This window comes from Bacillus cereus group sp. BceL220, assembly GCF_051776965.1.
GTDB classification, from domain to species: Bacteria; Bacillota; Bacilli; order Bacillales; family Bacillaceae_G; genus Bacillus_A; species Bacillus_A cereus.
The window spans coordinates 1-18,073 of sequence record NZ_JBPWBC010000002.1 but is presented as its reverse complement, the minus strand read 5'-3'; the positions used below and the strand labels follow the sequence as shown (position 1 = coordinate 18,073).

The window sequence follows — 18,073 nt, the reverse complement described above, 5'->3', positions numbered from 1 at the left end:
TTAATCTATAGATTTTCATCTTCCACTAAATCTTGAAGTAGAAGATGAAAAATATCAATATACAACACGTTCTGGCAATACTGTGCCATACAACTTAAAACCACCATCTACATTCTTTACCTTATATCCCTTTTCCATTAACATACGCGCTGCAACATACCCTCTCATACCAAGTTGGCAAGTGATATAAATTTCTTTGTCCATTGGTACTTCATCCAATCGATCACGTAATTCATCTAACGGAATATTAATAGAGCCTTTAATCATTCCCTGTTTTAGTTCATTAGGTTCTCGAACATCAATAAGGTACCCACCATTTTCAACAATGTGATCTATTTCATGCCATTGCACTGTGTCCACAAAACCATCTACTATATTACTTGCAGCATATCCCACCATGTTTACTGGATCTTTTGCAGAAGAATACGGCGGGGCATATGATAATTCTAAATCTGGTAAATCGATTACAGTTAAATTTGCCTTCATTGCCGTTGCAATAACATCGATACGCTTCTCTACTCCATCACGCCCTAAAGCCTGTGCTCCGTAAATTTTTCCGCTTTCTTTATTAAAGATTAATTTTATTAGCACTGGCGTAGCATTCGGATAGTATCCCGCATGAGAATTTGCCTGTACATGTACTACCTCATAGGGTATATTTAATCGTTTTAATATTTTCTCATTTACTCCAGTCGAAGCAACTGTTAAATCAAAAACTTTAGCCACAGAAGTTCCCATCGTACCTTTATATAAAGACTCCGTATGACCATGAATAATATCTGCTAACATGCGACCTTGACGATTAGCTGGCCACGCTAAAGGAATCATCGTTTCTGTTTCTGTAACAAAATCTTTCACTTCAATCGCATCACCAATTGCATATACATATGGGTCAGATGTTTGAAATTTCTCATTTACCTTTATCGTTCCTCTAACTCCTAATGCTAATCCTGCATCTTTCGCTAAACTACTCTCTGGTTGTACACCAATTGCTAAAATAATCATATCTGTCTCTATAATTGAACCATTTTTTAAACGTAAAACAGTCCCGCTCTCTTCTAATGCATCTACACCATCTTCAAAAACAAGCTCAACATTGTGCACCTTCATATGCTCATGTACATATACTGCCATTCCATAATCGATTGGTGGCATCACTTGATTCGCCATCTCTACAAGAGTAACTTCAATCTCACGTTCTCTTAAATTCTCAACCATTTCCACTCCAATAAATCCACCACCAACAACCGTCGCATGGCGTGGTTTCTTCTCATCAATATACGCTTTTATACGATCTGTATCAGGTACATTTCGTAACGTAAACAACGCCTTCGCTTCTTCAATACCTGGAATAGGTGGAACAATTGGTTTTGCCCCTGGTGAAAGAATTAAAACATCATATTCCTCGTTATATGTTTTACCTGTAGTTACATTCTTTATAGTAATTGTTTTCTCTTCTTTATTAATCTTTACCACTTCACTCAATACACGTATATCTAAATTAAAACGCTTTGACATCCTTTCAACAGTTTGTACTAATAATTTTTGTCTTTCTGTAATGACACCGCCAATATAATATGGCAATCCACAGTTTGCAAATGAAATGTATTCACCGCGTTCAACCATAATAATTTCATCTTCCTCACTTAAACGACGAAGCCTTGCAGCTACTGATGCCCCGCCGGCAACTCCGCCTACTACAACTATTTTTCTGGACATATTTTAAACCTCCATATTATTTAATTTTCTCATGTACCACAAAAACATATACCCGTATGGGTATATGATAGAGTATAAAAAATTTAATTTCAATCAATATGTCTTTCTTTCACAAATTTGAAACAAATAAAAAAGAACTTAGATATCTCCAAGTTCTTTACGAATGAAGCAATCCATCGTTCCATTTTCATACTTCCTATAATCTCTTTGTAAAACTATACTCCATGTTCCCGCCTAGTGCTGCAGCTGTATCACCAGTTTCTCTAAAATCATGTGTATATATTTTTTCAAATGAATCGAAATCTACTTGCTTATAAAATTCAAAACAAGGGAATCCATCATGCTCTCCTTGAATATCAATACTACCATCCTTTTTCACACATACATGTAATAAATAATCTACAGGAGGTGCATATATATTTAATGGATTACTTGCACTCGCACTCATTTTAAATTGCACACCACCAGGATTCCATACGATATTCGTGCACACAATATTTTCAGTACTCGCTTTTCCTGTTCTTTTATTCACAGAACCATCTGGATTCGTAACCTTCTCTGTCGTAATACCCGTGTTCGCATATGAAAACACTTCTTCTTTATAAAAATCCACTACTACCTCTTGCTCAACTCTAGAGCGCATCGCATTTACCGCATACGGTGTGAATTCACGTGAATCACCTTCGAATTGAATTACTTTTCCTGTTTCCATATCCTTCTTAGCCTCAGTCCAAGACATTGGAATAAATACACTGGCTCTAATTTTCACGATATTAGTCATAAGAAACACCTCTATAATTTTATTTTAGATACGGCATAATCTTGAGTAAAACAGCCCACAATCTCGCTATCATAATAAATAGCTTTCTCTTTTACGCTTGCTACTTCCTTCTGAAAAATAGCGCTATATTTACAGCTAGCTTATCGTTTTAAAGCTATATTCCATCTCTCCAGCTAGTGCTGCTGGGGTATCATCCGTTTTTCTGAAATCATGTTTGTATATCAATTCAAACGAACCAAAATCTACTTGTTTATAAAATTCATAGCAAGGGAAACCATCATGTACACCTTCAATATTCACAGTACCACTTTCATTAGCTCGTATAGTCAAAAAATAATCAGCTGCAGGTGCTGCTGCGTTTAAAGGATTACTTGCACTTGCTCTCATTTCAAATGAAACTTCATCTTCACTCCATACAATATTTGTACATACAATGTTTTCTGTACTTGTTTCTCCCTTTTGATACTCAATTGAGCCATCTGGATTTGTAATCTTCACGGTGACGATACAAGCATCTGCATATGTGAAAATTTCTCTTTTATAAAAATCAATATTCACTTCTTGTTCTAACCTTGAACGCTTTGTGTTCACAGCTTGTGGTGTAAACTCACGTGCATCTCCAGCATATTCAAACACTCTTCCTGTTGCAGGGTCCTTAATAGGTTCCAGCGATGCATACGGTGCAAATACACTCCCTCTAATTTTCACGATATTAACCATGTGAAACCTCCATTGATTCTATATTATATAAATCATTATTTGTTCTACCAACATAATATAGTCAATTTGATTGACTATATTATGTATAGTACAATAAGTATTACATATAGTCAACTTTATTGACTACAAGTGCGGAGGTTATATACATGGATCAAACATTTAACGAGTTAGATCTTACATCGCTTTTATCATTATCATTTAGCACATTAATCACTGAGCTACATGACAAATTAAGTGAATTAGGATTTGAAGATATTAGGCCAGCACATGGTTTTATGTTCAAACGCATCCTCCCTAATGGGGCAACTGGTATAGAGCTAGCTGAGTATTTAGGGATTTCCAAACAAGCTGTAAGTAAAATGGTGGATTCTCTTGAGAGTAATGGCTACGTTACACGCAAAACACATCCTACTGATAAAAGAGGTAAAATCATCGTTTTAACCGAACGTGGTTTGTCAGTAATGAAAGCTAAAGAAGAAATAGTAGCTGAAATAGAACAGCGATGGATTGAAAACATAGGTGCAGAACGAATGCAAATGCTGAAAGAGGATTTAACAACATTCGTTACTAAAGAAAATACAGAGAAATTATCATCAAATATACGACCTGTCTGGTAAACAAAAAACGAATCCACTTTGATTCATATTTTTCAAAATGGATTCGTTTTTCTATAGGTGTATTAAAAATCATGAATTTCTTTAAATTTTATTCTACTGACTATATTTTTTACACGTTATATAATTCCATAACTCTCTTCACAACCAACTCCGCAGTATTCTCCTCCGGTGGCATCAATAAATTCGTAACCGGTCCATACACAACAGGGCTTAATTCCACTTCATACCCACCATATGAGAATTCTTCCTTCGTTGGTAAATAACCAATATATCCATTCGTATATCCACCAAAGAAAGCTAATTCATTTTGAAGATTCTCTTTCACTTCTAATGCCGTTTCCGAAAAAGGTTCCATCGGTAAACCTGAAAACATACCATCATTAACTTGAAACAATTGCACTTCTAAATCAATACTTAACCGCCGAATACCTTGCCTATATTTCTCTAATACGATAGTAAGCCATTCGTCCGTATTCACGCCCCACTGCTTCTCGGCTAATCGAGCCATGCTTCGTATCTCATCAAATTCAGGAATATCCTTCAACTTCATTTGCATCATACTCGAAACTGTCCTTAGTTTTACAATTGGACTATATGTAACTGTTGGTAACATCGTTAATACATGTCCACTAAGTATGTAAGCCATTTGTTTTAACGCTTCCCTTGAACCGCGATATTTCGCATTCACATTTCCAGCGGCACCTTGAACGATAATAACAGGGCCGTTCACTATCTGCTCTAGAATCTCTCTCGTCATTCCAGGATAATCCGCTGATAATTCATCACTATCACCTTTTAAAACATTCGGATGCGCAGTACAAAATACTAAAACCCCAGATAACTCCTTCGTTTCAGCATCTCTTATTGCTAACATACCAATTCGTTTATCTACAACACCATCTATATTTGTTCCCATCTTCGCTTTTCCATCAGATGTTCTCTCTCTTCGATTAACCCCAATATCACCTGTCGTAACACTCCAGCCAACTTCACATCGCTTCAAGTTTTTATTAGCAGTAACAGCACCATGCACTACATTATTTACTAAAATCGTTTTATACGACTTTACTAAAGGATGATCACCGACTGTTTCCGGCCCAGAGTGTGTATGTGTATAAACAACAGTTATTCGCTCAAATGGCACATGAAGCCTACTTGCTACTCGCTCACGAATCATATTCGTATCTTCTACTAACATCCCAATATTATCAATACTTATAAACACAGTTTTCAGTTCATCTTTTTCAAATACAAAAACTGTCCCATAAATACGCTCTTCAATATTATTTATTCCTGTCTCTCTATGATATCCGACAAAATCAATACCTACAGGCGGCGTAATATCAACCTTACATACCCCTACTTTGCTCATTTTAATCGCTCCATTTCTCTATGTAACTCCCTTTTTTCAAGAATAGCATATTTAACTTGGTTCCAAATAAAAAGAACGGACACAGTATCCTATGTCCGTTCTTCCCCTCACACATACTTCCGATGCACCATCTTCCCATCATAAGAAAACACAACGCCCTTACTCTCCACGATGGACTCCATATGCACCGTTCTTCCCCATAGCTGATGAAGATATGGCAATACTTTTTCTAAATATTTTAAATCGAGCTCGATTCCTTCGTAACTATGTTTAATGTATAATTCTCCGTTCTTTAAGTAGTCTCCATCTTCTACTACTAAATACGGGAACCCACCATTTGTCCGCATATTTACGAGTTGATCACGCACATTTTCCCATTCTTTATCTATTACTTTATATTCTTTTCCTTGGCGCTGGAATAAGTACATATCTTCTCGCATAACAAGATCTTTATTTAAGTAGTTTCTTAGGAACGATACGTCCCATTCAATTTCGCGTACTTCAAACATTTTGTCACGGCCAGATCCTGGTTTTACGCCTCGTCGTTTCATTTCTTCTGTTGGATTGTTGTAACGTTCTTCAATATCTTCAAACATTTTAATACCGAGGTAGTATGGATTAATGCTTGTTTTTGATGGCTGTACAACACCTGCATTTAATTTCGCAAATTCAATTGCTTCATCAGAGGTTAAGTCCATTTCGCGAAGTATGCGTTGATGCCAGTAGGATGCCCAGCCTTCGTTCATGATTTTCGTTTCAAGCTGCGGCCAGAAATATAACATTTCTTCACGCATCATCGTTAATATATCACGCTGCCAATCTTCTAGTTCACGGCTATATTCTTCAATAAAGAGGAGCAAGTCTTTCTCTGGTTGCGGTGGGATCTTCTTCTTTTTGCGTATATTGGATCGTTCTCTCTTTTTGTTTCGATCATCTAAATTCCATAGATCATCGTATTGTGATACCTTTTTCTTTTCTACTTCTTCTAAATCATCAATACTCCACGCAAGTTTGGGACGCATGAGCGACGGGTCAATGTGCTCTTGAATGGCAAGTACGGCATCTAAAAATGTTTCTACTTCTTCTTTTCCGTACTTATGCTCATATGCTTTCACCCGTTCAGCTGTCGCTGACATACTTTCTACCATATCTCGCTTCGTATTTGAAAAACGAATATTATTTTTAAAGAAATCACAGTGCGCTAAAACGTGCGCTACAATTAATTTGTTTTGAATTAAAGAGTTCGTATCTAATAAAAAGGCGTAACATGGATCAGAGTTAATAACGAGTTCGTATATTTTACTAAGTCCTAAATCGTATTGTAATTTCATTCTGAAAAATTGTTTTCCAAAACTCCAATGTGAAAACCTTGTCGGCATCCCATATGCACCAAATGTATAAATAATTTCCGCTGGACATATTTCATAACGCATCGGATAAAAATCAAGCCCAAATCCAGTCGCAATTTCCGTAATTTCCGCAATCGCATATTGCAGTGCTTTATCGTCACTTGCTCTCATTATTTTCCCTCCTTACACTTTCCCTTAAGAAAGTGTATGATGAAGAACAAGCTTTCATGAGGATTGATTGCATAATAAAAAGACACCCTCGTAAAAACGAGAATGTCTCATCTATTAACCTTCAATAATCTCCATCTTCTCCATAATTGGAGTACGAGCTTTTCCTTCTGGTGCTTTATCGAAATAGCCGATATGAAGAATTCCAACGATACGTTGGCCTCTTGTTAAACCGATTCCTTCTATAAATAATGGATTGTAGTTTAATCCGCCTGATTTCCAAACGCAACCTAATCCGCGTTCCCAAGCAAGAAGTTGGAAGTTTTGCATGAATGCACATGTTGCAGCATAATCTTCATCACGTTGAATTTGACGCGGATCTTCATTTATATATACAACGATTTGTGCAGGCGTGCTTAAAAAACGATCTGATAAAATTTTACCGCGTTTCGCTCTTTCTTCTTCTGTGAAAGAGTTTAATACTGCATCTACTAATTTCTTGCGGCCTTCTCCGATGTATAGTTTACAATTCCATGGTTCACGGTGCTTATGATTTGGTGCCCATGTTGCATCATTTAATAGTTCAATTAATAAATCTTTTTCTACTGCTTTGTCTGTAAATGTACGAACAGAGCGCCTTTCTTTAATCACATTAGCGATGGAAGTATATGTAGTCATATTTATCTCTCCCTTATTTTTATCTATATGTATAAGTTTATCGTCAGTATTGATATTGATTTTCAATTTCGATTATACCTTAGTTTTTTACTATTAATCAATGTTTTATGTTGGAAAACTTCTAAAAACGTCATTCCATGCTGTGAATAAAAAAACTTAACTTGTTCACAAGTATTTCACATTTTATGGAAATGATATGTGTACAGTTTTCCACACTATCCATCTAGGAGGAGTTTACATGTACAAAAAAATCGCGGTAAGTATGACTATGGCAGCATTATTATGTGGGATATCCACCTTCCCTACGTCCGCTGCCACACCAAAAGAAGTAACAATGCATCACCATAAACCAATTTCAGAAGAAGAAATGCAGTCGCTAGAAAAACTCGGCTATAACAAACATGAAATTTGGAAAGCTGCTCATATTGCAAGAATCAGTAAACAAGAAATAAAAGGTGTTTTATCTTACTATAAGCAAAATAAATCTTGGGAGAAAACAGCCGAGCATTTCGGTGTAGATCCAAGTAAGCTGAAAAAGCATCATATGAGTAAAGAAACAAAGCAAGCACTGCTACAACAGTTAGCAACTATGCAAAAATCCACACCGGATCAGCTAAAACAAAAAATGAAAGAATATAACATCAAATTGCGTCATCTTACTGTGTTAACAATCATCTCTCAAAAAAGCAATACCCCTCTTGATGATGTATTAAAAATGAAAAAAGATGGAATGGACATTAAACAAATTGCCGAAAAATTAAATGTAAAAAGAGAAGATATAAGAGCGGAAATGTTGAAATTAGTGAAGTCTATTAAAGAAAAGAAAACAAATTAACACGCTAAAAAGGAAGAGGTATTCACTACTCTTCCTTTTCTTTATAAACTTTCAACTTTGAAGTATAAATTTCCGTCTTTCCCAAAAACTAACACAAGTAAATGACGTATGTTAGGGGTGAGAAAATGTTCGGTTTATCATCTAAGAAATCAAAAAAGACTAATACAAAAACACTTTGTTCTATTCCAGAATTTATACAAACCATGAAAGAATCAAGCGATTTTGTCTCTTATAACATACTTAAAGATGAAACGTTGTGCTTGTTTTATTATAAATCTGTCGTGGAAGCACTTATTATTAAACAATTCATTTTAACTCCTATAAAAAAGGAATCGGAACAAATTCAAAACATCTCTGATTTATGTAATATCATCTCTATTGAAGACATTATTACCTCCCCTTCTATTGATGATATTCGTGAAAAATTATTAGGTGGATATATTTTAATACGATTAAAAAACAATGCGAATCCTGATCAATATGCTTTAATTCGTGCCGAAAGTACTGTTTTAGGAAAACGATTATATAACGATACAGAAAATGAGTATAGTGTAATCGGGCCTAAAATCGGTTTCGTTGAAAATCTTGATACAAATATCCACTTATTGCGCCGAAATATCGTAACAGAGCAACTCATTTTTAAAGAAGTTACCGTCGGATCTATATCAAAAACGAAAGTAGCAGTTGCTTATATAGAAGGAATTACAAATGAACAATTTGTCAACACCGCAATTCAACGGCTAGAAGACATTGACTTTGATGTCCCATTTGATTCAACTATGATTGAGCAATTTATTAGTGATAATAGCAATTCACCTTTTCCTGTTCTATTACCTACAGAACGATTAGATCGAGCTGTATTTGCATTAATTAATGGGGAAGTTTTAATCTTAACAGATGGCTCTCCATATGCTTTATCAGGACCAACAACGTTACTGGATTTTTTCATTTCACCAGAAGATTATTATTTACCGTGGATGATTGGATCGTTCTTTCGTATTATTCGTTTTTTCGGAGCTATATTTTCTCTTTTTTCCTCCGCTATTTATACAGCGGCTTTAACATATCATTATCAAATGATCCCTGCCGATTTACTAGGTCCTATTATTTTCTCGAGAGCTAACGTACCTTTCCCTCCTATTCTAGAAGCACTCTTTTTAGAAATTACAATTGAATTGCTCCGTGAAGCTGGAGCGCGTTTACCGACAAAAGTCGGACAAACAATCGGGATTGTTGGGGGGATTGTAATTGGCCAAGCATCTGTTGAAGCGGCTTTGACAAGTACAATTTTATTAATTGCAGTTGCTTTATCCGCTCTTGCATCTTTCACAACACCAACAGTAAAGATGTCTTCTACTATCCGGTTGTTACGCTTTCCGCTTATTCTTTTAGCCGGTGCATTCGGAGGATTAGGCCTCGCTGTCGGATTTGTATTTATTTTAGCTCATTTAATTAAATTAAAATCGCTTGGATCACCTTATTTGTTACCTTTATATCCATTTCGTGGTTTAGGTACAGCAGAAGGTTTTCTTCGATTACCATTTAGTCAAACGGCACAAAGACCTTCTTTTCTTAGACCAAAATCAAAATGGCGATATAATCCAAACAAATCGAAGCAAAAACGTGATGGTGAGAATGAATGAAGAAAATTTTATTGCACCTTATTATCATTATCTTCTTCATTTTACAAACTGGCTGTACACAAACGTATATAGTGGATACGCAGCGTATTATTCATGTCGCTGGATTTGACATCACAAAAAACAAAAGATTCCAAGGAACTATTCTCTTCCCAGAGTACACACATGGTGTAAAGTCTAAACCAGAAACTCAATCAACATCTGCCCGTTCACTTGAGACAATCGCTTCACGATTAAATGCAAAATCACCTCACAATGTCGTTGTAGGTCAAATGCGTGTCGTCCTATTTGGAAAGGCTCTAGGAGAACGTGGAATGGGAGAGATTATTACTAACTTACAACGTGACCCAAATATCGGGCGCGATGTACAACTAGCAATTGTAGATGGATCAGCTGAGGAACTTTTAAATTACGGAAAAAAAAATGGATCTTTATACATTGCTGATTTACTTGAACAAAATATCCGAAATGAGAATATTCCACAAACCGCATTAGACATTTTTTTATATAATTACTACTCTTCTGTATGTGATGCCTATGTCCCTTATCTTAAAATGGACGATAATCATTCCGTCGCTGTCAAAGGACTTGCTTTTTTAAAAGGCGATAAAGTCGTTATGTATACGGATAAAAGACATTCTGTTTTAGCAAAATTACTTATTAACCCTACGAAAAATGGACGTTACGAAGCAGCGATAACAAAGGATAAACATAAAGGTATGGTTGTTATACAAAACTTAGCTGGGGAAAATAAGTATGATATAGATCAAACTGGCGACATACCAAAAGTAAAAATCCATTTAAAATTAAATGGATTAATTAAAAACTCTCCAAATTGGATTGATCTAAGAAAAAAAACAAATATCAACTATATAAAAAAACAAATTGAACGAAATGTTGAAAAAGACTGTGAAGATTTAATAAAACAATTTCAAGAAAAGAAAATTGATCCTTTAGGAATACGAGATGAAATTAGAAGCCATACGAGAAAATGGAATATAAAACAAATTCGAAATATGTATCAAAACGTAGCGGTGGATATAAATTTAGATCTTAATATTGTACAATCTGGAATCGGGGAATAGTGAGGTGAAATGAGCAATGAATACAATGAATAAAACAAAAACTGTCTCTCCATATTTTGCATTTATTTTATTGCATTCTCTCCAAATCGGAATAGGAATTCTCGGATATCAACGTGTAATTTTGAAAAATGCAGGTTATGATGCTTGGATTTCTCTTATTATTGCAGGTATTGCAACTCATATTGTACTGTTTTGTATGTTAAAAATGCTTGAAAAAGACGGAGATTTAATTAGCATTCATACAACAACCTTTGGAAAATGGATTGGCTCTATATTTTCTGTAATTTTCACTCTTTATTGCTTATTATTTTGCCTTACTGTTCTTCGTACATATATGGAAGTAATACAAGTTTGGATCTTTCCTACCATTAAGTTATGGAAACTTACGCTTATGTTTTTGTTAGTCACTTACTACATTATAAAAGGTGGCTTCCGTTCTGTGACAGGGATATGTTTTTGGGGTATTGTTCTTCCTATGTTCGTTGTATTCTTTTTAGTCTATCCGATGAAGTATGCACATTTTCGTAATATTTTACCTATTTTTACACATTCCCCTTTCGACATACTTGTGTCAGCAAAACAATCTGCATTAGAATTTCTCGGATTTGAAACAATTCTTATCTTCTATCCCTTTATTGAAAAAGGAAAATCTTTAAAAAGATGGGCTCACGCAGGGATTGTTTTTAGCACTCTAATTTATGTAGTTTTAGCTATTGTATCATTTATGTATTATAGTGAAGGACAATTGAATCACACTATTTGGCCTACTTTAACGATGTTAAAAATAATTAAAGTTCCTTTTATTCAGCGGTTCGAATATATTATTATTTTTGTTTGGTTTTTAATAATTTTGCCGAATCTTTGTTTAACTATTTGGTCATCATGTCAAACGATGAAGCGTTCCTTTCATATTTCATTTAAATTTACACTACCATTTTTTATTTTCATCGTTTTTACAGCTTCTTTATTTTTTAAAAATCGGGAAAGTATCAACGCATTAAATACTGTACTATCTCAAGCGGGATTGTATATTGTATACGCTTATATCCCACTTTTATTTCTATTCCATTCGCTAAGATGGCGCTTCAAAAATCAGTCAAAAAAATCTTCAACCGATACACCGTAATCTCTGATACAATTTGATTAATACATTTGTAAAGGGGACAAGCGAATGAAAAAGTATGTATTTTCTTTACTTGCAGTACTGAGCTTAATTCTTGCTGGATGCGGAAGTACTGGTACAAATGACCAAAAATCTTCCGAATCAAAAAAAGAAGAACATGACCACGCATCGCACACTCAGCAAGCTGACATTCAAGAGAAAACAAAAGGAGTCGACACACTTCCTACCTTCCTAGATAAGCTTGATCCACAAATGAAAGATATCTACACTGTCGCTGGACAAAATGCAGAGCTATTAGATTGGATTCCATGCTATTGTGGTTGCGGTGAAAGTGTAGGACATAAAAATAATAAAAACTGCTTTATTCGTGAAATTAAAAAGAATGGTGAAGTTGTTTGGGACTCCCATGCAACGACTTGCGTCAATTGCCTAGAAATCGCAGTTGAATCTGCTTCCATGAAACAAAAAGGAAAATCAACGCTTGAAATTCGTAACTATATCGATAATAAATACAAAGAAGGCTATGGTAAACCAACACCTACGCCAATGCCAAAAGCTTAAAAAACGAGGAAACTCCTCGTTTTTTCTTTTCATTCACTTTTTTTCTTAACAAATTCTTTCAAGTGTATTTCTCCTTACTTATCACACACTATATATAACTCTCGGTAAGGAGGGTACACAGTGCAAACATATAACGACTATGATAAAGCTCTCTATTACACGTATTGCTGTAATTGGGATAAATTACTCGTTCTCATGGTTCAAACGAACGATCAATTATTTTCTAAGCGTATTGAGCATTTTTTACACGCTTATCAATACAGTAAAGAACTCCCAGAAGTTGATAAACAATTGCAGCTCCTATTTCAATATATTGACCATGCATCCCAAAAGTCGCATGTAGAAGAAGTAGAACAAATTCAAATGTAAAATATAGCGCTATTCTCTTCCGGAGAATGGCGCTTTTTTAAAATGTTTATATCAATAAAAGTTTCTCCTTATAAAACTTTTATTGATAAACATATTTTTTCTTTCTTTTCCATACCACTTCATACTATAATTTAGTATGTAACTATTATAAGAGAGGTATAAAATATGGGACGAGAAAAAAAGCAAGAATATGCTTTACTTACCGCATGGGGAGCTTCTTTTATCGCTACACTGGGAAGTCTTTATTTTTCCGAAATCATGAAATTTGAGCCTTGTGTTCTTTGTTGGTATCAACGTATTTTTATGTATCCATTCGTTTTATGGCTCGGTATCGCTGTAGCAAAGAAAGACTATCGCATCGCAACTTATTCTTTACCAATCGCAACTATTGGTGCTTGTATTTCTTTATATCACTATGCAATTCAAAAAGTCGCAGCATTTTCAGCTGCTGGGGCAGCTTGTGGACGTGTACCATGTACGGGAGAATACATAAACTGGTTCGGCTTTGTGACAATCCCGTTTTTAGCACTTATCGGCTTTATTACAATCGCTGTTTGTAGCTTTATTGTCATCAAAAACAAATAAGGAGATGAAAGAATGAAAAAAATGCTTATATTTGGTGGTATTATTATCGCCTTGTTTGCGGCAATTTTCGCTGTAACACAAATGGAAGAAAAAAAAGCTTCAACTAGCCAAAAAATTGATAATGCTACTGGTAGTCAAACAGATGGTCCTGACTACTACACAAATAAAATCTCTCTTTCAGATCTTCAAAAGAACTTAAAAGAGAAAAAAGAAGAAACAGTATACTTTTATCAAACATCTTGCGTTCATTGCCAAAAATTATCTCCTGTCGTAGTGCCAATGGCTAAAGACTTGAACGTTGATATGAAAGTTATGGATATTGAAAAATTAGATGCTCCTTGGGATGAATATAAAATTCAAGGTACACCAACAATCATTCATTTTAAAGATGGCAAAGAAGTGAGCCGTATTAGTGGTGAACAGCCGAAAGACAAATTAAAAGAATGGCTTGAGCAAACGAAAAAGTAACGAGAAAAGGAAACTCCTTCTACACATGAAATGGGCGTAAAATCCCACACTAATGTATAAGGAGGGGGTTTTATGCCAGAAGTAAGATGTTCTGTTTCCAACTGTTCTTTTTGGGGACAAGGTAACTTTTGTCAAGCAAGTGCGATCATCGTTCAGCCTGATGCAGATGAAACTGGTCAAACTGAAAATGATTCATATACAGCTGCTGTTTTAACAAACGAGACGCTAGAAAGTTCTGTAGCAACGAGTGTAGAGACTTGTTGTCATACATTTAAGCCTAAATATTAAACATAAAAAGCATACGATTAATCGTATGCTTTTTTACATCCCTCTCCAAAAATCATGCATAATAAAAAAGTACAAAATAACGAGAACGGCCGTCCCGCATAAAGTAATGCGCCGATATATACTCTTCTCTCCTTCCCTCGCTTTCACAAACGCCCAAATAAATCCGAAGAATAATATTAAATCAACATATGGAACATAAAAAGAAAAGACGAGAAACGCATATAAATACACGATAAATAAACAGGTCGTTACTAAGAAAACTTTAAACGCAAATTCACTTTTCATAATATAACCGCCCCCTATCTGTACTGTATTATATTCAGCAAAATACAATAGTTGCAGTTAAACTCCAAGTATAAATAAGCTACCGTCTATAATACGGTAGCCATTACGGAACATTGTATTTCCGTTTATATATATTACTTAAAATCGAAGAAGGAATTTGCTCGTAACGAATTTTCTCTCCTGTTTCATCTATAATATACGAATTGTTTCCTATATAATATATTCCATCTTTTCGTTTTGAGTACACTGGATATCTTTCATTTGGCAATACAGTTTTTACCTTTGTTAACTGTCCATTTGGTTCTTGCCAATATATATCCGCGCGGTCTACTAACGTAAGTATTCCAATTTGTTCTTTTTCTATTTTTCGACCATTCCAGCTCACAACGCGATAACCAAGCTTATTCGCTTCATATTCGGGGCTCGTATGAAAACGAGAAATGATTACTTTTGTTTGTAATTGTACTCGGTCATATAACCATTGTATATCCCTGTCATGCATACGAATACAGCCATTTGATTCCCTACTTCCAATCGTCCATTCCCGGTTCGTCCCGTGAATCGCATATTCATTCTTATCTAGTCCAAGCCACCTCGTACCGAGAGGGTTATTCGGTGCACCCCCAGCTATTTTTTTTCGATGGTATTCTTTATTTTTAAATTTCGTTATAATACAAAAATTACCTTCAGGCGTAGGTGTACGATCTCTTCCAGTCGTTACTGGAAATGTTTTTGTGTAATTTCCATTCTCAAAAAAAGACAACTGGTTTGTCGTAAGATTCACTAATATTAAATGATCTGTATCAGCAAAAGCACTAACCGGTAGGAAGAAAAATAATAGTAAAACGAAACATACCCTTTTCACCTATATCCCCCCTAGCGCTCACCATAATAATTGTAATTAGCTTTACTTTGCTCTTATAAATGAAAACTATCCATTTACAATAACGCCCCCATTTACATGTATCATTTGTCCAGTAACATAAGAAGAATCACCAGACGCTAAATATACGTATGCCGGCGCTAACTCATATGGTTGACCAGGCCGTTGCATCGGGACATTGCTCCCAAACTGAGAGACTTTCTTCTCATCAAAGCTCGATGGAATAAGCGGTGTCCAAATCGGTCCTGGTGCAACACCATTTACCCGAATCCCTTTTTGGACTAACGATTGAGAAAGTGATCTTGTAAAAGCTACGATTGCTCCTTTCGTTGCGGAATAATCAATTAACGTTTCATTTCCTTCATATGCAACGATAGATGCCGTATTTATAATGACATCCCCTTTCTTCAAATGAGAAAGGGCTGCTTTCGTAACGTGAAAATAAGAAAAAATATTAATACGAAATGTTTTTTCTAGCTGTTCTGCTGTAATATACTCTAGCCCTTGCTGCGGATATTGCTGCGCGACATTATTTACTAAAACCTGTAAACTACCTAGCTGCTGGACGGTCTCTTGAACAACCTCTTTACAATGCTGTTCATCACTTAAATCACCCGGCAACAATACACACTTTACACCTTCTTTCTCAACATATTGCTTCGTCTCATTAGCATCTTCTTCCTCATCTAAATAAGCAATCGCAATATTTGCTCCCTCTTTCGCAAAAGCGATGGAAACAGCTCGTCCAATCCCACTATCTCCCCCTGTAATTAATACATTCTTTCCTTTTAACTTTCCGCTACCTTTATAATTTGAATCTTCAAACTGCGGAAGTGGATTCATTAATGATTCAATACCAGGCTGTTTATTTTGATGTTGCGCTGGCATTGTTACAAAGTTTTTTTGCTGTGGCATAGCTTCTTTCAACTCCTTTTCCTTATAATGTGCATAATAAAAACTGAAATTCACACATCAAGTTACGATTAATATTCGAATTTAAGACACAAAATATGAATTGTTGTAAACTTTTTATACAAAACTATTGCAAAATAGTTAAAAAACGAATATTATATATAACTGTTGTGAAAATTATTCGTAAACAGAAAGGATGTTTATATGTTTAACCTTTCAAAACATAAAACTTCTATTAAAACTGAAATTATGGCAGGTATTATTACCTTCTTAACAATGGCATATATCATTGTCGTAAACCCAGTCATCCTTGGGGATGCAGGTGTTCCATTTGAACAAGCATTTACAGCAACAATTATCGCTGCTGTTGTCGGAACATTATTTATGGCAATCTTTACAAACTTACCAATCGCAATCGCGCCAGGTATGGGATTAAATGCTTACTTCTCTTACTCTGTTGTAAAAGCTCATGAAGGCATGACTTTCGCAATTGCATTCTCTGCTGTATTCGTAGCAGGTATGATTTTAATTTTGTTATCATTCACATCTTTCCGTACAAAATTAATGGAAGCAATTCCTGAAAACTTAAAACATGCAATTACTGCTGGTATCGGTCTTTTCATCGCCTTTATCGGTTTACGTTTAACAGGTATCGTTACAAAAAATGATGCAAACTTAGTTGGACTTGGTGATCTTCACTCTGCTCCAGTTCTACTAGCATTGGCTGGGCTTGGAATTACTATTGTTCTTATGTCTTTAAATGTAAATGGCGCACTATTTATTGGTATGCTATTAACTGGTATTATCGCTTTCTTCACAGGACAGTTAACATTCTCAAACGGTGTTACATCAATGCCTGGATTACCAGAAGGAATTATCGTTTCAAATCCAATTACTGCTGTATCTGATGTAATTAACTACGGATTGTACGGCGTTGTATTTTCATTCTTCCTTGTTACATTATTTGATACAACAGGTACATTACTTGGGGTAGCTCAACAAGGTGGATTTATGAAAGACGGAAAACTCCCGAAAGCTGGACGAGCTCTTCTATCTGACTCATTTTCAGCAACAATCGGTTCTATGTTCGGAACAACACCATCAACAGCTTACATTGAATCATCTGCTGGTGTTGCAGCTGGTGGTCGTACTGGTTTAACAACTGTTACAGTAGCTGTTCTGTTCGCACTAGCAGCATTCTTCGGACCATTAGTAAGTGCTGTTTCTGGTGTATCAGCTATTACTGCACCATCATTAATTATTGTTGGTAGTCTTATGATGGGTTCAGTTCGCCACATCGATTGGGACTCATTTGATGAAGCATTCCCAGCATTCTTAGTAATCTTAAGCATGCCGCTTACATCAAGTATCGCAACAGGTATCGCACTTGGATTTATTTCATACCCACTTATGAAAGTGGCAAAAGGTAAATTCCGTGCTGTTCACCCACTTGTATATGTATTTGGAATTTTGTTTGCTTATCAATTAATATTCTTACCACATTAAAAAAGTAGAGCATCGAAATGAACTGCACCCCAATTGTTAGACACAGTCTAACAATTGGAGGTGCAGTTTTTCTATGGCTAAATTTACAGCTGATGAAAAAATACAAATCGTTCTACGTTATTTGAACGG

At 35.4% G+C, this 18,073-nt stretch carries 20 protein-coding genes; 11 read left to right on the top strand and 9 right to left on the bottom strand.

Annotated features, from left to right (window positions below; translation table 11 throughout):
• Window positions 1-54: 54 nt before the first annotated feature.
• The 3 genes from cdr to ACS2FK_RS04940 all read right to left on the bottom strand — a co-directional run bounded on the left by cdr (window position 55) and on the right by ACS2FK_RS04940 (window position 3,220).
• The gene (gene cdr, locus ACS2FK_RS04950) at window positions 55-1,719 is read right to left on the bottom strand and encodes a CoA-disulfide reductase (RefSeq protein WP_063546504.1); all 1,665 of its coding nucleotides are present in this window, start codon (window positions 1,717-1,719) and stop codon (window positions 55-57) included.
• Window positions 1,720-1,915: 196 nt separating this feature from the next.
• On the bottom strand, window positions 1,916-2,500 hold the full coding sequence (locus ACS2FK_RS04945; protein ID WP_000182102.1) for a DUF3238 domain-containing protein: 585 nt from the start codon (window positions 2,498-2,500) through the stop codon (window positions 1,916-1,918).
• 135 nt (window positions 2,501-2,635) lie between these two features.
• A complete protein-coding gene (locus ACS2FK_RS04940) occupies window positions 2,636-3,220 on the bottom strand; it encodes a DUF3238 domain-containing protein (RefSeq protein WP_063546502.1) in 585 nt (194 codons plus the stop codon).
• Between the two features lie 146 nt (window positions 3,221-3,366).
• Here ACS2FK_RS04940 and ACS2FK_RS04935 point away from each other — a divergent pair, with 146 nt between their 5' ends.
• Entirely contained in the window at window positions 3,367-3,837 is a 471-nt protein-coding gene (locus ACS2FK_RS04935) for a MarR family winged helix-turn-helix transcriptional regulator (protein WP_063535698.1), read from the top strand.
• 109 nt (window positions 3,838-3,946) lie between these two features.
• Here the strand turns inward: ACS2FK_RS04935 and ACS2FK_RS04930 are convergent, their stop codons facing one another.
• The 3 genes from ACS2FK_RS04930 to ACS2FK_RS04920 form a co-directional block, all read right to left on the bottom strand.
• Complete coding sequence (locus ACS2FK_RS04930) at window positions 3,947-5,209, bottom strand: neutral/alkaline non-lysosomal ceramidase N-terminal domain-containing protein (protein WP_063546500.1); 1,263 nt, start codon at window positions 5,207-5,209, stop codon at window positions 3,947-3,949.
• A 107-nt stretch (window positions 5,210-5,316) separates the two neighbouring features.
• Complete coding sequence (gene spoVR / locus ACS2FK_RS04925) at window positions 5,317-6,729, bottom strand: stage V sporulation protein SpoVR (RefSeq protein WP_001202719.1); 1,413 nt, start codon at window positions 6,727-6,729, stop codon at window positions 5,317-5,319.
• Between the two features lie 114 nt (window positions 6,730-6,843).
• Entirely contained in the window at window positions 6,844-7,404 is a 561-nt protein-coding gene (locus tag ACS2FK_RS04920; RefSeq protein ID WP_000214818.1) for a nitroreductase family protein, read from the bottom strand.
• Window positions 7,405-7,642: 238 nt separating this feature from the next.
• Between ACS2FK_RS04920 and ACS2FK_RS04915 the strand changes: the two genes are divergently transcribed.
• The 9 genes from ACS2FK_RS04915 (at window position 7,643) to ACS2FK_RS04875 (ending at window position 14,358) form a co-directional block, all read left to right on the top strand.
• Window positions 7,643-8,239 carry a hypothetical protein gene (locus ACS2FK_RS04915; protein WP_000276982.1) on the top strand — a complete coding sequence of 199 codons (597 nt, stop codon included), beginning with the start codon at window positions 7,643-7,645 and terminating at the stop codon, window positions 8,237-8,239.
• Between the two features lie 125 nt (window positions 8,240-8,364).
• Window positions 8,365-9,882, top strand: coding sequence for a spore germination protein (locus tag ACS2FK_RS04910; protein ID WP_000467487.1), 1,518 nt, complete (start codon window positions 8,365-8,367; stop codon window positions 9,880-9,882).
• Complete coding sequence (locus tag ACS2FK_RS04905) at window positions 9,879-10,964, top strand: Ger(x)C family spore germination protein (RefSeq protein WP_000722252.1); 1,086 nt, start codon at window positions 9,879-9,881, stop codon at window positions 10,962-10,964. Before ACS2FK_RS04910 ends, ACS2FK_RS04905 begins: the two co-directional genes overlap by 4 nt.
• 16 nt (window positions 10,965-10,980) lie before the next feature.
• Complete coding sequence (locus tag ACS2FK_RS04900; protein ID WP_001095035.1) at window positions 10,981-12,090, top strand: GerAB/ArcD/ProY family transporter; 1,110 nt, start codon at window positions 10,981-10,983, stop codon at window positions 12,088-12,090.
• A gap of 45 nt (window positions 12,091-12,135) precedes the next feature.
• Complete coding sequence (locus ACS2FK_RS04895; RefSeq protein WP_000761026.1) at window positions 12,136-12,648, top strand: PCYCGC domain-containing protein; 513 nt, start codon at window positions 12,136-12,138, stop codon at window positions 12,646-12,648.
• A gap of 120 nt (window positions 12,649-12,768) precedes the next feature.
• Window positions 12,769-13,017 carry a YhdB family protein gene (locus ACS2FK_RS04890; RefSeq protein WP_001195459.1) on the top strand — a complete coding sequence of 83 codons (249 nt, stop codon included), beginning with the start codon at window positions 12,769-12,771 and terminating at the stop codon, window positions 13,015-13,017.
• 165 nt (window positions 13,018-13,182) lie between these two features.
• On the top strand, window positions 13,183-13,602 hold the full coding sequence (locus ACS2FK_RS04885; RefSeq protein WP_000532267.1) for a disulfide formation protein C: 420 nt from the start codon (window positions 13,183-13,185) through the stop codon (window positions 13,600-13,602).
• Between the two features lie 12 nt (window positions 13,603-13,614).
• A complete protein-coding gene (locus tag ACS2FK_RS04880) occupies window positions 13,615-14,070 on the top strand; it encodes a thioredoxin family protein (RefSeq protein ID WP_016082775.1) in 456 nt (151 codons plus the stop codon).
• Between the two features lie 72 nt (window positions 14,071-14,142).
• Entirely contained in the window at window positions 14,143-14,358 is a 216-nt protein-coding gene (locus ACS2FK_RS04875; protein ID WP_001115481.1) for a DUF1540 domain-containing protein, read from the top strand.
• A 33-nt stretch (window positions 14,359-14,391) separates the two neighbouring features.
• Here ACS2FK_RS04875 and ACS2FK_RS04870 read toward each other — a convergent pair whose 3' ends face one another.
• From ACS2FK_RS04870 to ACS2FK_RS04860, 3 genes are all read right to left on the bottom strand, one after another.
• Window positions 14,392-14,643, bottom strand: coding sequence for a hypothetical protein (locus tag ACS2FK_RS04870; protein WP_000834195.1), 252 nt, complete (start codon window positions 14,641-14,643; stop codon window positions 14,392-14,394).
• A gap of 103 nt (window positions 14,644-14,746) precedes the next feature.
• Window positions 14,747-15,508, bottom strand: a complete 762-nt coding sequence (locus ACS2FK_RS04865; RefSeq protein WP_000831960.1) for a L,D-transpeptidase — start codon at window positions 15,506-15,508, stop codon at window positions 14,747-14,749.
• Between the two features lie 66 nt (window positions 15,509-15,574).
• Window positions 15,575-16,441: an SDR family oxidoreductase gene (locus tag ACS2FK_RS04860; RefSeq protein ID WP_063546498.1), complete on the bottom strand. Its 867-nt coding sequence runs from the start codon at window positions 16,439-16,441 to the stop codon at window positions 15,575-15,577.
• A 201-nt stretch (window positions 16,442-16,642) separates the two neighbouring features.
• On the opposite strand from ACS2FK_RS04860, the gene ACS2FK_RS04855 reads away from it, so the two are divergent.
• Entirely contained in the window at window positions 16,643-17,944 is a 1,302-nt protein-coding gene (locus ACS2FK_RS04855; RefSeq protein WP_000482716.1) for an NCS2 family permease, read from the top strand.
• Window positions 17,945-18,073: the final 129 nt, after the last annotated feature.